Origin of the sequence: Pseudomonas sp. MMS21 TM103 (assembly GCF_022132145.1) — a bacterium.
GTDB lineage: Bacteria > Pseudomonadota > Gammaproteobacteria > Pseudomonadales > Pseudomonadaceae > Aquipseudomonas.
The window spans coordinates 1,231,824-1,246,100 of the sequence record NZ_JAJISP010000001.1; the positions used below are offsets into that span (position 1 = coordinate 1,231,824).

Genomic DNA, 14,277 nt, shown 5'->3' on the forward strand with positions numbered 1-14,277 from the left:
CCCTGCCTGCCGCCTAGCGGATGGCCGCTGGATGTTTCGCGCGGACCCGCGCGAAAAACCACCGCACGAAATGGCTGGCAGACTGGGGCAAACGCCCTAAGTCAGGAGCCACCCATGAGCCACCCCGTCGAACTGCCCGAAGTCGTCACCGCCCTGCCGGGCCCGCGTAGCCGTGAACTGTTTGCCCGCTACACGCCGCACATGACCGGCAGCAACGCCGACCACAGCATCTATCCGCTGGTGGAAAGCAGCCGGCGCGGCGACCTGATCGTCGATGCCGACGACAACCGCTTCGCCGATCACCTCTCGGCCTGGGGTGCCTCGCCCTATGGTCCGACCCCGCCCTCGGTGCGCGAGGCCATGGCCAAGGCCTGGGACCGCCACGGCATGCAGATCAGCGGCTGGCTGAACAATGACGCCGCCCTGCCGCTGGTGGAGAAGCTGGCGCAGATCGCCCCCGGGCGGATCAACCGGGTCGAGTACTCGGTGTCCGGCACCCTGGCCGTGGAAGGCGCGGTGAAGTTCATGCGCGAGGCCAGCCGCCGCCCGCTGATCATCACCTTCGGCGGCCAGTACCACGGCGAGTCCACCTACATGACCGCCGGCGCCTCCAGCGACCTGTCCAACGTTTCCTCGGGGCGCAGCCAGTTCGTCTCCGGGGTGGTCATGGTGCCCTACCCCAACCGCTTCCGTTCGGCCTTCCGCAAGGGCCCCGGCCCCTTCGACGACTGCGAGGTGCTCGACTACCTGGAGTACCTGCTGGTGCAACAGGTCCACCCCGGCCAGATCGCCGGCGTGCTGATCGAGCCGGTGCTCGGCGAAGGCGGCATCCATGCCCCGTCGCAGGCGTTCTGGGACCGGCTGGGCGCGCTGTGCAAGCGCTGGGGCTGGCTGCTGTGCCTGGACGAGGTGCAGACCTGTATGGGCCGCTGCGGCGAAATGTTCGCCATGCAGCGCTGGCAGAACATCGACCCCGACCTGATCCTGCTCGGCAAGGCCTTTGCCGCCGGCGGCCAGCCGATCGCGGCGATCCTCGGCACCGACGAGGTGATGGCCCATACCGACCTGCACCTGGGCAGCACCTACGGCTTTGCCCCCGCCGCCTGCGCCGGCGCCCTGGCCGGCATCGAGCTGATCGAGGCTGGCGGTGTGCTGGAAAATGCCCGCCTGCTGGAGCACCTGTTCTACGAGCACATGCGCCCGCTCAAGCAGGAGATCGAGCAGATCGGCGATGTCCGTGCGGTGGGCGCCATGGCGGCCATCGAGTTCGTCCAGAGCAAGGCCAGCCACGCACCGGCCCCAGCCTTCCAGTACGCAGTGCACCATGCCGCACTGCGCCGCGGGGTACTCGGCATCAGCCAGCGCGGCAAGTGGCACTACCGCCTGCAGCCGGCGTTGGCCATGTCAGCCGAGGTGTTCGAATTCAGCTGCCGGGCGATTGCCGACGCGATTCGTGAAGTGGCGGCGAACCCGCCGCAGGAGGCGGGCAGCATTCAGGAGGCGGCCGCTAGCGCCCTGCGCTGAGGCCAACGACTGGGCTAGTATGCGCGACACGTTTCCACCTCGGAGTGAGCATGCCGCCTGACGCCCTGAGCACCGCCACCCTGCGCATCGTCGACCAGCACAACGCCTGTTGGGGACGCGGCGATGTCGCCGGGGTCGAGGCGCTGTACCACCCGCAGATGCAGTTCATCGAGCACTTCAGCGGTCGCTGCTATGAGGGCGAGGCCCTGCGCCGGCACGTGCGCGCGATCATCGCGCGCAGCGCGCTGGACACCCTCGAATACCTCGACCGACCACGGGTGGATGGCGATACCGCCTTCCTCCGTTACCGCGAGGTGATCCGCTCGGCCGATGGCAGCGCCCTGCTCAGTTTCTCCGCCTGCGATGCGGTGCGGGTGGCGGACGGGCTGATCGTCGAGATCAACGAATATGCCCTGGTGCAGCAACCGGCCGGCGCCTCGAAACCGCAGAACGCCGCGCGCAAGATCGCCCTGGGACCCCGCGCCCTGGGCTACCTGCTGAATGACCTGGCGCTGTATTTTGAACGGCAGCAGCCCTACCTCGACCCGGGGCTGTCACTGCCAGCGGTGGCCGAGGCCTGCGGCTATACCCGCAACCAGATTTCCTATGCCCTGAACCAGGGGCTGGGTCTGACCTTCTACCAGTACGTCAACCGCGCGCGGATTGCCCATGTGCTGGCCAGCGATCCGGCCGTGGGTATTCTCGAGCGCGCCCGCGCCGCCGGCTTTCGCTCCACCAGTACCTTCTATGCCGCCTATCGTGCCGTTACCGGCCAGGCGCCTGGCCAGCGCAACTAGCTTCCCCCGAGCTCGCCACTCTCCAGCTTGCGCCACAACAGCCTGACCGCTGCCTTGCGCACCAGGGCGCAGCGGTACAGGCGGATTTCCAGCGGCACCCGCCATTGCTCGTTGCCGCACACCGCCAGCTCGCCGCGGGCCAGCTCGGCGGTGACCGACAGGCGCGGCACCCAGGCCACCCCCATGCCCTGCAGGGCCATGCTCTTGAGGCTGTCGGCCATCGCGGTCTCGTACACCGTGGTCGAGCGCAATATGCGCTGGCGCAGCAGCAGGTTGACCGAACGACCGAGGAAGGCGCCGGCACTGTAGGCCAGCAGCGGCACGCTCTGGCCGCTGTCGAGATCGAACAAGGGGCGACCTTCGCCATCCACCGCACACACCGGCAGCATCTCGGTGTGCCCCAGGTGCAGCGAGGGAAAGATTTCCGGGTCCATCTGCAACGAGGCGTCCGGGTCGTAGTAGGCGAGGATCAGGTCGCAGCTGCCTTCACGCAGCGAGTGCACCGCCTCGCCGACGTTGGTCGCCACCAGCCGCGTCTGCAGGGGCAGGCCTTCGCGGCGCAAGCGGGCGATCCACGCGGGAAAGAAACCCAGGGTCAGCGAATGCGCGGCGACTATCTGCAGCACCTCGCCCTGCTTGCCTTCGAGGTTATGCAGGTGACGCACCACCTCGCCGAGCTGCTCGACCAGGCTGCGCGCGGTGACCAGGAACAACTGGCCGGCCTCGGTCAGCTCGACCGGGGTGCAGGCGCGGTTGACCAGGGTCAGGCCGAGCATGTTCTCCAGGCTGCGGATGCGCCGGCTGAAGGCCGGCTGGGTGACGAAGCGCTTTTGCGCCGCCTGGGAAAAACTGCGGGTGGCGGCCAGGGCGACGAAGTCTTCCAGCCATTTGGTTTCCAGGTTCATGGATCGTTTCCGTAGATACTCCGTTGAACGTCAAGCCCCAGCCCGTCCCGCGTAGGGTGGGTCGGGCCGCGCAGGTTGGCCGCCTGCCGCCATTGCCAAACATCAGGCCGCGTCACAAGCGCATGCGGGATACGGTCCGCTGTACGGCGCCGCTAATTCACCCCTACTACGCTCGCCGGCAATTCGGCGTCACGCCGACATTATGCCGATTATGCATACCCTAGCGCTTAACAGCATTAGCCAGCTTCTGGCCACAGCCCTTAATCTACGGGGCATCGCGGCGACAGCCGTATTCTTCAGAGACCTCCCCCATCATGTCCGCTGCCGCATCCTTCCGCGTCGAAAAAGATTTGCTCGGTACCCTCGAAGTCCCTGCCGAGGCCTATTACGGCATCCAGACGCTGCGCGCCGTGCATAACTTTCGCCTGTCCGGCGTGCCGCTGGCGCACTACCCCAAGTTCGTCACCGCCCTGGCCATGGTCAAGCAGGCGGCCGCCGACGCCAACCGCGAACTGGGTCACCTCAGCGCGACCAAGCACGCGGCGATCAGCGAAGCCTGCGCGCGGATCATCCGCGGCGATTTCCATGAAGAATTCGTGGTCGACATGATCCAGGGTGGTGCCGGCACCTCGACCAACATGAACGCCAACGAGGTGATCGCCAACATCGCCTTGGAGGCCATGGGTCATGCCAAGGGCGAGTACAAGTACCTGCACCCGAACAATGACGTGAACATGGCGCAGTCGACCAACGACGCCTACCCGACCGCCATCCGCCTCGGCCTGCTGCTCGGCCACGACACCCTGCTGGCCAGCCTCGACAGCCTGATCGGCGCCTTCGCCGCCAAGGGCGAGGAGTTCGCCCACGTCCTGAAGATGGGCCGCACCCAGTTGCAGGACGCGGTGCCGATGACCCTCGGCCAGGAGTTTCGCGCCTTCTCCAACACCCTCGGCGAAGACCTGGCGCGCCTGCGCAGCCTGGCGCCGGAACTGCTCACCGAGGTCAACCTCGGCGGCACCGCAATCGGCACCGGGATCAACGCCGACCCACGCTACCAGCAGCTGGCCGTCGACCGCCTGGCCGCCATCAGCGGCCAACCGCTGGTGCCGGCCGCCGACCTGATCGAAGCGACCAGCGACATGGGCGCCTTCGTGCTGTTCTCCGGCATGCTCAAGCGCACCGCGGTCAAGCTGTCGAAGATCTGCAACGACCTGCGCCTGCTCTCCAGCGGCCCGCGCACCGGGATCAACGAGATCAACCTGCCAGCGCGCCAGCCGGGCAGCTCGATCATGCCCGGCAAGGTCAATCCGGTGATTCCGGAAGCGGTCAACCAGGTGGCCTTCGAGATCATCGGCAACGACCTGGCCCTGACCATCGCCGCCGAGGGCGGCCAGTTGCAGCTCAACGTCATGGAGCCGCTGATCGCCTACAAGATCTTCGACTCGATCCGCCTGCTGCAGCGCGCCATGGACATGCTGCGCGAGCACTGCATCGTCGGCATCACGGCCAACGAGGCGCATTGCCGCGCGCTGATGGAGAACTCCATCGGCCTGATTACCGCCCTGAACCCCTACATCGGCTACGAGAACGCCACCCGCATCGCCAAGCTGGCCCTGGAAAGCGGCCGCGGCGTGCTGGAGCTGGTGCGCGAGGAGCAACTGCTGGACGACGCCACCCTGGCCGACATCCTCAGCCCGGAAAACATGATCGCGCCGCGCCTGGTGCCGCTCAAGGCCTGAACCCGGCGCGACCCCGCGCCTGAAACGGCGCTCGGTTCGCCGAGCGCTACCGCGCCAGACCGCGCAGACGGTCAGCCTAATAACAACAACAGACGGTACACGCATGAACCAGAGCACGACCCTCACCTCCCCCTGGCGCCTCTGGGGGCGCCTACCCCTGTGGCAACAAATCCTCATCGGCCTCACCCTCGGCGTCGCCACCGGCATCGCGTTCAAGCAAGACGCCCTGATCCTGGCGCCGCTCGGCGCACTGTTCCTCAATGCGATCAAGATGCTCATCGTGCCGCTGGTGTTCGTCTCCCTGGTGGCCGGCATCACCTCCATGCAGGACAGCGCCAAGCTTGGCCGGATCAGCGTCAAGACCATCGCCATCTACCTGGTCACCACCGCCTTCGCGGTAAGCATCGGCCTGCTGTTCGGCGCCCTGTTCGCACCGGGCGAAGGCATGAACATGGTCGCCAGCGCCGGTAGCGAGGCCAAGCAGGCGCCTACGCTGATCAGCATTCTGGTCGGCCTGGTGCCGAGCAACCCAGTCAGTGCGTTTGCCGAAGGCAACATCCTGCAGATCATCGTGTTCGCCATCGCCCTGGGCGTGAGCATGAACCTGATCGGCGACAAGGCCGCACCGGCGATCAGGCTGTTCGACAGCCTGGCCGAGACCCTCTACAAGCTCACCGACCTGATCATGCGCCTGGCCCCCTATGGCGTGTTCGCCCTGATCGCCGGGGTGGTCGGCAGCCACGGCGCCGAGGTGCTGCTGCCGCTGGCCGGAGTGATCGGGGTGATCTACCTGGCCAGCCTGGCCCATGTGCTGCTGGTCTACGGTGGCCTGCTCGGACTGCTCGCCCGGCTCAGCCCGCTGCGCTTCTTCCAGGGCATCGCCCCGGCACTGGCGGTGGCCTTCAGCACCTCAAGCAGCGCCGGCACCCTGCCGGTGTCGATCGAATGTGCGCGCAATAACCTCGGCGTGTCCGAGGGCGTGGCCGGCTTCGTGCTGCCGGTCGGCGCGACCATCAACATGGACGGCACCGCCATCTACCAGGGCGTGCTGGCGCTGTTCATCGCCCAGGCCTTCGGCGTCGACCTGACTGCCGGCCAGTACCTGATGATCATCCTCACCGCCACCCTGGCCTCGATCGGCACCGCCGGCATACCGGGTGCCGGCCTGATCATGCTCGGCCTGGTGCTCAGTTCAGTCGGTCTGCCGCTGGAAGGCGTGGCCCTGATTGCCGGCATCGACCGCATCCTCGACATGGCACGCACCACGGTCAACGTCGCCGGTGACCTGATGACCACCACCCTGGTGGGGCGCAGCGAGAACGAACTGGACCAAACCATCTATAACAGCGACAACCCGCAGTAAAGCGGCCAACGCTGCCCTCCACAACGCCCCGTGAACCTCGTGTTCACGGGGCGTTGTGCTATTGGCTTGCGGCCGCACTAGCCGCCGCCCCATCGACCCGCTGTGCACTGGGTCAGTCAGCGTTTTGCGCATCCGTGTAGGCTAGTGTTTTTTACTGTCGCCTTATTTCGGAGCCGCCTGCGATGACGTTCTCAATCAAGCCCTCGCGCAATAGGCTGCTGGCATTAGCGCTGCTGCTTATTTTATTGCCGGGCCACGTTGCCTTGGCGCAAAGCGAAGACGCGAGCCTTTCTGAGCCGGTCGCCGCGGCGGCTATCGAAGCAGAGGCGACGCAGAGCGATGAGACGATTCAGGCGCGCATCGAGAATATTTTTGCCGAACTGGAGCCGCTGCGCGGCGTCACGGTGTATGTCGGTGGCGGCGTGGTCATTCTGCGTGGCGAGGTAGCCAATGAAATGGCGGCGCAGCAAGCCCAGCGCTTGGCAGGCCGGCTCGCCGGGGTGGTCACGGTAACCGACGAAATGAACAGAACCCTGGCCGTGGCCGACAACGTGCGGCCGGTGATTGAGCGCCTGCGCACGCAAAGCATGAGTTTTATAAAAGCACTGCCTTTGATTGGCCTGGCGCTGCTGGTTTTAACCGCCTTTGTTCTGCTGGGCAATTTCATCGCCGGCCGGCAGTTTTTATGGCGGAAAATAGCGCCCAATCCCTTCCTCGCCGACCTTATGGCCCAGGCCACGCGCGTGGTCATCCTGTTGCTGGGGATTATCCTGGCGCTGAATTTATTGGGCGCTGCATCGGTTATCACCGCCATACTCGGTGGCGCCGGGGTCATTGGCCTGGCCATCGGTTTTGCCGTGCGCGATACGGTGGAGAATTACATCTCCAGCGTGATGCTCAGCCTGCGCCAGCCGTTCCGCGCCAAGGATCACGTGATCATCAATGACATCGAGGGCATCGTCGTGCGCCTGACCTCGCGCGCCACGATTTTAATGACCCTCGACGGCAACCATATGCGCATCCCCAATGCGGCGGTGTTCAAGGGCATCATCCTCAATTACTCGACCAACCCGGAACGGCGCTTTGAGTTCGAACTCGGCGTGGATGCCGACGATGACCCGGTGGCCGCGATGCAGGCGGGCCTGGACGCCATCAGCAGCCTCGACTTTATCCTGCAAGAGCCCGAGCCCGACGCGCTGATCAACACGGTGGGCGACTCCAACATCGTGCTGACCTTCTACGCCTGGATCGATCAGCACCAAACCAATTTTGCCAAAGCCCGCAGCCTGGCTATTCGCGCCGCCATGCGTGCGCTGCAAGCACAGGGCTTCACCTTGCCGGAGCCGATTTATCGGTTGCGCTTCGATCCCGAGGTCAACACCGCGCTGTTTAGCGCGCTGGATAGCAAGAGCACTGGCGCCACCCCACTCACTAGCCACGCGAACAAGAATGAGCCTCCTGCAACCCGAGTGGAGCGTGGCGATGCGGTGCTCGATGTCACCCCGGACAAACACCTGGAGCAGAAAGTGGACGCGGAAATCCAATCTGACCCAGGCAATGACCTGCTCGACAAGGACGTGCCGCATGAATAAAACCGCCCTTGGCTAGAGACCTGCTTCAGAGCCGCCGGCGGCCAAGCCAAGGCGCGATGTCGACTGTGCCGGTAAAAGTCGCCGCAATTGCCGCTTATCCGGCCCGGCACCGCGCGCTAGGATGGGGCCTCGCCGCCGGAGTCCCGTCATGTACACGCCACCCGCGTTCCGTCAAAACGACCTCGCCCTGCTGCATCAGCAGATCAACGCCTGCCCACTGGCAACGCTGGTAAACCAGGGCGCAAACGGCCTACAGGCCAGCCACCTGCCGCTCCTGCTGGCCACCGACGAGGGCGAATTCGGCACCCTCTACGGCCACTTTGCCCGGGCCAACCCACACTGGCGTGAGCTGCTGCAGGGCGAAACCCTGGCCATCTTCCAGGGGCCACAGGCCTACATCAGCCCCGCGTGGTATCCGAGCAAGGCCGAACACGGCAAAGCCGTGCCCACCTGGAACTACATTGCCGTGCACGCACGCGGTCAGGCGCAGCTGATTGAAGACAGCGAGGGGTTGCTGCAGTTGGTCAGCCGTCTCAGTGCCCAGCATGAGGCCGGACGCGAGCGGCCTTGGGCGGTCAGTGATGCACCCACGGACTATATCGACACGATGCTGCGCGCCATTGTCGGCTTCGCCCTGCCGATCCAGCGCCTTGAGGGCCAATGGAAACTTAGCCAGAACCGCACGGACGCTGATCGCGACGGCGTGCATAAAGGCCTCAGTGCCAGCCCTGTCGCCGCAGACCAGGCACTCGCGACACGCTTGAGCTGAACGGCTGCGCCTTACTCAATCTCGAAAAGACCATTGCGGATCTGCGCACCAGCCAAGCGCTGCCGGATATCAGCGTCGATGCGCGGATCATCCGGGCTGTAGAGCATCACCTGGCGGTAGGCGTTGACCCGGTTGATCTCGCTGCCGAGAAACTCCCAGACCACCCGGGTGCAGGCCGGGGTGCGCAGGTCGCCGCTGGAGACCCCGGTCTTCAGGCCGTTGAGGCGGGTGATGCGGCTCTTGAAGCTGGGGATCAGGATGGTCTGGCTCATCTCGTTGCCGGTCAGCGATTCGTAGTCGATCAGGAACAGCCGGTCCTGCAGGTAGAAGGCCGCGCCCAGGTAGCGACAGCGCACCCAGTCCTCGGCCTTGCCGCTGTCGGCGCGTGACGGCTCCTGGCGCTCCTGGCGCTCGAACAGGAAGCTGCCGCGCTCCTCGCGCAGCTGTACCAGCGACAGCAGGATCTGCCCGGGCACCGACATGCAGTTGGCGTACTCGAAGTAGTAGCCGCAATAACGCGACAGGCTGCTGGCGTGCTCACGCAGCGGCTGGAAGAAGTCCAGCAACGGGTCGCCAGCCAGCCGCGGGGCCTGACCGGCGCTACGCGCGCCGACCAGGTCGGCGAACTGTTCGCCCGGCAGGCTCAGCTCGTAGGCCTCGACGCCGAAGAAATCGCAGATGCGCTTGAGGTTGTAGGCAGTCGGCCGACTCTGCCCGCTGAGGTACTTGTTGAACTGGGCCCGGTTGATCGCCAGCTTGCGACACACCTCGGCGATCGAGCGGTAGTGGCTGCACAGCAGCTTGAGGTTGTCCCCCAGATAATCCGACATGCTGCTGTTCCTCTTGGCGCGAGCGACGCGATTGTAGCATCAACTCGCATCAGATCGCCGCCACCCGCGAAATTGCATGGCAGGCCGCTGTGCTCAACCATTCGTCCCTAGCATTTTTTCCTCACAGAACAACAAGAGAGACTCTCCCGCCATGCTCGATATTCTCAACGACCTGATCTGGAGCAAGCTGCTGATCGTCATGCTGATCGGCCTTGGTCTGTACTTCACCGTGGCCTCGCGCTTCGTCCAGTTCCGCTACTTCGGCAGCATGTTCCGCATCTTCAGCGAGGCCTTCAAGCACCAGCCCGGTCAGCTCAGCTCGTTCCAGGCCCTGATGCTCAGCGTCGCTGGCCGCGTTGGCGCCGGCAACATCGCCGGGGTTTCCGTGGCGATCATGCTCGGTGGCCCGGGCGCGATCTTCTGGATGTGGATGGTCGCCTTGGTCGGCATGGCCACCAGCTACTTCGAATGCTCCCTGGCCCAGCTGTACAAGCGCCGCGAGCCCGACGGCAGCTACCGTGGCGGCCCGGCCTTCTACATCGAGCACGGCCTCGGCCAGCGCTGGCTGGGCATCGTCGTCTCCCTGCTGCTGCTGGTGACCTTCGGCTTCGGCTTCAACGCCGTGCAGTCCTACACCGTGGCCAGCTCGCTGCACGACACCTTCGGCCTGCCCACCTACCTCAGCGGCATCGCTCTGGTGGTGGTGATCGGCCTGATCATCTTCGGCGGCATCAAGCGCATCGCCAAGATCGCCGACGTGCTGGTGCCAACCATGGCCTTCTCCTACATCGCCATGGCGATGTATGTGATCGGCAGCAACATCGACGCGGTTCCGGCCACCCTGACCCTGATCTTCAACAGCGCCTTCGGCCTCGAGCCGGCCTTTGCCGGTGGCATCGGCGCGGCCATCATCATGGGCGTCAAACGCGGCCTGTTCTCCAACGAAGCCGGCCTGGGCAGCGCGCCCAACGTCGCCGCAGTGGCCGAGGTCAAGCACCCGGTCGCCCAGGGCATCGTGCAGTCGCTCAGCGTGTTCATCGACACCATCATCCTGTGCAGCTGCACCGCGCTGATCATCCTGCTCTCCGGCGTCTACCAGCCGGGCATGGACGTGTCCGGCGTGATCCTGACCCAGACCGCCATGGCCAGCGTGGTCGGCGAATGGGGCCGGGTGTTCGTCAGCGTCGCCCTGCTGCTGTTCGTCTTCACCACCCTGATCTACAACTACTACCTCGGCGAGAACGCCCTCGGCTTCTTCACCAGCAAGCGCTGGCCGGTACAGGTCTACCGCGTGCTGGTGGTCGGCCTGGTACTCTGGGGCTCGATGCAGGACCTGGGCACCGTGTTCGCCTTCGCCGACGTCACCATGGGTCTGCTGGCCATCGCCAACCTGGTCGCCCTGGCCCTGCTGTTCAAGGTCGGCCTGCGCCTGATGCGCGACTACGACAGCCAGATCAAGGCCGGGGTCAAATCGCCGGTGCTCGATCCCAAGCAGTTCGCCGACCTCGATCTCGATCCAGCAGTCTGGCCGGCCAACCCGGCGAGCCAGCCAGAAGTCGATCTCGGTGCGATTGGCGATGGCGTGTACCAACGCTGAGTCGCTAACGATGTGATACACAGGGGGCTATGGCCCCCTGTTTTTTTATCTGAGGAGAGCCTTGATGGCTATAACAAAACTCCTGGTGCTCTACACCGGCGGCACCATCGGCATGCAGATGAGCGCAGACGGCCTGGCGCCCGCCTCCGGCTTCGAGGCGCGGCTGCGTGCCCAGCAAGCACAGGAACAAACGCGTCAACTGCCCAACTGGATCTTCCGCGAACTGCTGCCGCCGATCGACAGCGCCAACATGAGCCAGGCCAACTGGCTGGCGATGGTCGCGGCGATCCGAAGCGGCGTCGAGCAGGACGGCTGCGATGCCGTGCTGGTGCTGCACGGCACCGACACCCTGGCCTACAGCGCCGGCGCCCTGAGCTTCCTGCTGCTCGGCCTGCCGGTTCCGGTGCTGCTGACCGGCTCGATGCTGCCGGCCGGCGCCGCAGGCAGCGATGCCTGGGCCAACCTGTTCGGTGCCATGGACGCGCTGCAGCAGGGCGTTGCGCCCGGCGTGCACCTGTACTTCAACGGCCAGCTGATGCATGGCGCGCGGGTCAGCAAGCTGGCCAGCGCCACCTTCGGCGCCTTCGCCGAACTGCCGCGCCTGCGCCAGAGTCCACGCGCCGAAAGCATCCCCGCCAGCCTCGATTACCGCCAGCCACGCCAACCGGTCAATCTCGCGGTGCTGCCGTGCTTCCCTGGCATCCAGGCGGCGCATGTCAGCGCCCTGCTCGACAGCGGCGTACGCGGCCTGCTGCTCGAGTGCTACGGCAGCGGTACCGGGCCCTCGGATGACGCCGCGCTGCTGGTGGCACTCAAGGCGGCCCATGAGCGAGGGGTGGTGCTGGCGGCGGTCAGCCAGTGCACGCATGGCCATGTCGAGTTCGGCGTCTATGCTGCGGGGAGCAAACTGGCCGGGGCCGGCCTGGTCTCGGCCGGCGGCATGACCCGCGAAGCCGCGCTGGGTAAGCTGTTCGCCCTGCTCGGCGCTGGCCTGAGCCAGGCCGAGACGGAACACTGGTTCGCCCTGGATCTGTGCGGTGAGCGTGCCGACTAGCCAGCGCTGCGGGACTTGCAGCGCAGCCCTAACAGTTTCAGGATGACTGATTCAACCCACAGGAGGTCGCACGATGGCCGTTCGCATTCCCGCCGAGATCCGTCCCGTCAGCGCCGCCGACCATGCCGCCTGGCTGCCCCTGTGGCAGGGCTATCAGCGCTTCTACATGACCGAGATTCCAGCGGCCACCAGCGACGTCACCTGGCAGCGCTTTCTCGATCCGGCCGAACCGATGCATGCCGCCCTCGCCTGGCATGAAGGCAAGGCCATCGGCCTGGTGCACTGGATCTACCACCGCTCGACCTGGACCGTCGGCGACTACTGCTACCTGCAGGATCTGTTCATCGCCAAGGACGTGCGCAGCAGCGGCGTCGGCCGCCAACTGATCGAACACGTCTACACCCAGGCCCTCCAGGCAGACTGCGCGCGGGTGCACTGGCTGACCCACGACACCAACAGCAAGGCCATGCTGCTGTACGAGCGCGTCGCCGAGCGCTCGGGTTTCGTGCAGTTCCGCAAGCTACTCTGAGTCGGTTCAGAACACCGACCAGCCAATGCGCTGGCTGAGCAGCTCCAGCGCCGCCATGCCGACCAGGGAGTTGCCGGCGGCGTTCAATTCCGGTGACCAGACGCAGACGCTGAAACGCCCCGGCACCACCGCGACTATGCCGCCGCCAACCCCGCTCTTGCCCGGCAGACCGACCCGGTAGGCGAAGTTACCGGCCTCGTCATACAGGCCGCTGGTGGCCATGATGGCGTTGACCTGCTTGGTCTGCCGCGAGGTGAGGATCTGCTCGCCGCTGTGCAGGCAAAACCCATCGTTGGCCAGGAAGCAGAAGGCGCGGGCCAGGTCGATACAGTTCATGCGCAAGGCACAGTAACTGAAGTAGTTGCGCAACACCGTCTCGACATCGTTATGGAAATTGCCGAAAGACTGCATCAGGTAGGCCGCGGCCGCGTTGCGCGCGCGGTGCTGGTATTCCGAATCGACGACCCGGTTATCCACCGCTATCTCGGGGTTGCCGGCCAGGCGACGGACGAAGTCGCGCATCGACAGTACCGGCGCGGCAAAGCGCGATTGGTTGATGTCGCAGATCACCAGAGCACCGGCGTTGATGAAGGGGTTGCGCGGCCGACCGCGCTCGAACTCCAGCTGCACCAGCGAGTTGAACGGTTGCCCGGATGGCTCGTGGCCCAGCCGCAGCCAGATATCCTCGCCGGAATGCCCGATGGCCTGCACCAGGCTGAACACCTTGGAGATGCTCTGCACGGAAAACGCCGTATGCGCATCGCCGGCACAGAACAGCTCGCCTTCGTTGCTGTAAACCGCGATGCCCAGCTGGTTGCCCGGCACATCGCCCAGCGCCGGAATGTAATCGGCCACTTTGCCCCGGCCGATCAGCGGGCGGACTTCATCGAGGATTTCCTTCAACAGCGCTTGCATGCTCGGACTCGCCGTAATGCCCGGGCAAACCCCGGGCGATAGCTGATAGACGCCCGCTGCCTGAGGCTGATCACACTCGCGCCCTCCTCCCCGGATTGCGCTTACGCTTATCGGGCGACTCCTGAATCCTGGAGTTTATATTCCGCTGCAAGGCCCGCATACCACCCCCGGATAAGCCTTGGCGCGATCCGCGGCCGGCCTCGAAGCTTGTGAATCGCTCGAGCGCCGTGGCGAAGCCATGGCAAGACGCAGCAGCGATCCGTTCGGTGTCTAGCGACAGCCCGCCAGAGTGGTGGCGCCGCGATTTATCCAGGCTAGCTCGGCCGCGGGCACTGCAGGCGGGCTTTATTGACAGCGCCTCAGAATTTCTCCGGGCGCAGCACCTCCACCTGCGCCAGGTAGCAGACCATGGCAAAGTTGGCGTAGTACTGATCCTGCAGGTGGGCAGCGAGGCGTTCGGCGATGTCCCGGGCGCAGATGATTTCCACCCGGATATTGCCCTCGGTGTCCCAGCCGGCGCTGCGCACGCCACGGCCGCCACGGCCGCGGGCGTCGGAGATGGTCCAGCCGGGCGCGCCGAGTGTTTCCAGGTCGGCCAGCAGCTTCTTCTCCAGTGCGGCTTCGCAGATCACGGTGAGCAGGGTGCGGGTGTGTGCATTCATC

At 65.4% G+C, this 14,277-nt stretch carries 13 protein-coding genes; 9 read left to right on the top strand and 4 right to left on the bottom strand.

All coding sequences use genetic code 11. The annotated features are described in order from the left end of the window. Positions 1-114 precede the first annotated feature (114 nt). Positions 115-1,524 carry an aminotransferase class III-fold pyridoxal phosphate-dependent enzyme gene (locus LJY18_RS05650; RefSeq protein WP_238040801.1) on the top strand — a complete coding sequence of 470 codons (1,410 nt, stop codon included), beginning with the start codon at positions 115-117 and terminating at the stop codon, positions 1,522-1,524. Positions 1,525-1,574: 50 nt separating this feature from the next. After that, the gene (locus tag LJY18_RS05655) at positions 1,575-2,321 is read left to right on the top strand and encodes a helix-turn-helix domain-containing protein (RefSeq protein ID WP_238040802.1); all 747 of its coding nucleotides are present in this window, start codon (positions 1,575-1,577) and stop codon (positions 2,319-2,321) included. Here the strand turns inward: LJY18_RS05655 and LJY18_RS05660 are convergent. Next, on the bottom strand, positions 2,318-3,226 hold the full coding sequence (locus tag LJY18_RS05660) for a LysR substrate-binding domain-containing protein (protein ID WP_238040803.1): 909 nt from the start codon (positions 3,224-3,226) through the stop codon (positions 2,318-2,320). The two genes, LJY18_RS05655 and LJY18_RS05660, sit on opposite strands and share 4 nt — an antisense overlap. Positions 3,227-3,540: 314 nt before the next feature. Here LJY18_RS05660 and LJY18_RS05665 point away from each other — a divergent pair, with 314 nt between their 5' ends. The 4 genes from LJY18_RS05665 (at position 3,541) to LJY18_RS05680 (ending at position 8,689) form a co-directional block, all read left to right on the top strand. Beyond that, complete coding sequence (locus LJY18_RS05665; RefSeq protein ID WP_238040804.1) at positions 3,541-4,965, top strand: aspartate ammonia-lyase; 1,425 nt, start codon at positions 3,541-3,543, stop codon at positions 4,963-4,965. 103 nt (positions 4,966-5,068) lie between these two features. Next, the gene (locus LJY18_RS05670; protein WP_238040805.1) at positions 5,069-6,328 is read left to right on the top strand and encodes a dicarboxylate/amino acid:cation symporter; all 1,260 of its coding nucleotides are present in this window, start codon (positions 5,069-5,071) and stop codon (positions 6,326-6,328) included. A gap of 182 nt (positions 6,329-6,510) precedes the next feature. Then, on the top strand, positions 6,511-7,920 hold the full coding sequence (locus tag LJY18_RS05675) for a mechanosensitive ion channel family protein (RefSeq protein ID WP_238040806.1): 1,410 nt from the start codon (positions 6,511-6,513) through the stop codon (positions 7,918-7,920). Positions 7,921-8,068: 148 nt separating this feature from the next. Continuing rightward, positions 8,069-8,689 carry an FMN-binding negative transcriptional regulator gene (locus tag LJY18_RS05680; RefSeq protein WP_238040807.1) on the top strand — a complete coding sequence of 207 codons (621 nt, stop codon included), beginning with the start codon at positions 8,069-8,071 and terminating at the stop codon, positions 8,687-8,689. A gap of 11 nt (positions 8,690-8,700) precedes the next feature. Here the strand turns inward: LJY18_RS05680 and LJY18_RS05685 are convergent, their stop codons facing one another. Next, positions 8,701-9,519, bottom strand: a complete 819-nt coding sequence (locus tag LJY18_RS05685; protein WP_238040808.1) for a helix-turn-helix domain-containing protein — start codon at positions 9,517-9,519, stop codon at positions 8,701-8,703. 151 nt (positions 9,520-9,670) lie between these two features. Here LJY18_RS05685 and LJY18_RS05690 point away from each other — a divergent pair, with 151 nt between their 5' ends. The 3 genes from LJY18_RS05690 to LJY18_RS05700 all read left to right on the top strand — a co-directional run bounded on the left by LJY18_RS05690 (position 9,671) and on the right by LJY18_RS05700 (position 12,699). Continuing rightward, positions 9,671-11,116, top strand: a complete 1,446-nt coding sequence (locus tag LJY18_RS05690; protein ID WP_238040809.1) for an alanine/glycine:cation symporter family protein — start codon at positions 9,671-9,673, stop codon at positions 11,114-11,116. A gap of 64 nt (positions 11,117-11,180) precedes the next feature. Next, positions 11,181-12,170, top strand: coding sequence for an asparaginase (locus LJY18_RS05695; protein ID WP_238040810.1), 990 nt, complete (start codon positions 11,181-11,183; stop codon positions 12,168-12,170). A gap of 73 nt (positions 12,171-12,243) precedes the next feature. Next, positions 12,244-12,699 (top strand): GNAT family N-acetyltransferase, encoded by a 456-nt coding sequence (locus tag LJY18_RS05700; RefSeq protein ID WP_238040811.1) that lies wholly within the window; start codon positions 12,244-12,246, stop codon positions 12,697-12,699. 6 nt (positions 12,700-12,705) lie between these two features. Here the strand turns inward: LJY18_RS05700 and glsB are convergent, their stop codons facing one another. Together glsB and LJY18_RS05710 are read right to left on the bottom strand one after the other, a co-directional pair. Next, positions 12,706-13,614 carry a glutaminase B gene (gene glsB / locus LJY18_RS05705; RefSeq protein WP_238040812.1) on the bottom strand — a complete coding sequence of 303 codons (909 nt, stop codon included), beginning with the start codon at positions 13,612-13,614 and terminating at the stop codon, positions 12,706-12,708. A gap of 359 nt (positions 13,615-13,973) precedes the next feature. Continuing rightward, the gene (locus LJY18_RS05710; protein ID WP_238040813.1) at positions 13,974-14,276 is read right to left on the bottom strand and encodes a P-II family nitrogen regulator; all 303 of its coding nucleotides are present in this window, start codon (positions 14,274-14,276) and stop codon (positions 13,974-13,976) included. Position 14,277 lies beyond the last annotated feature (1 nt).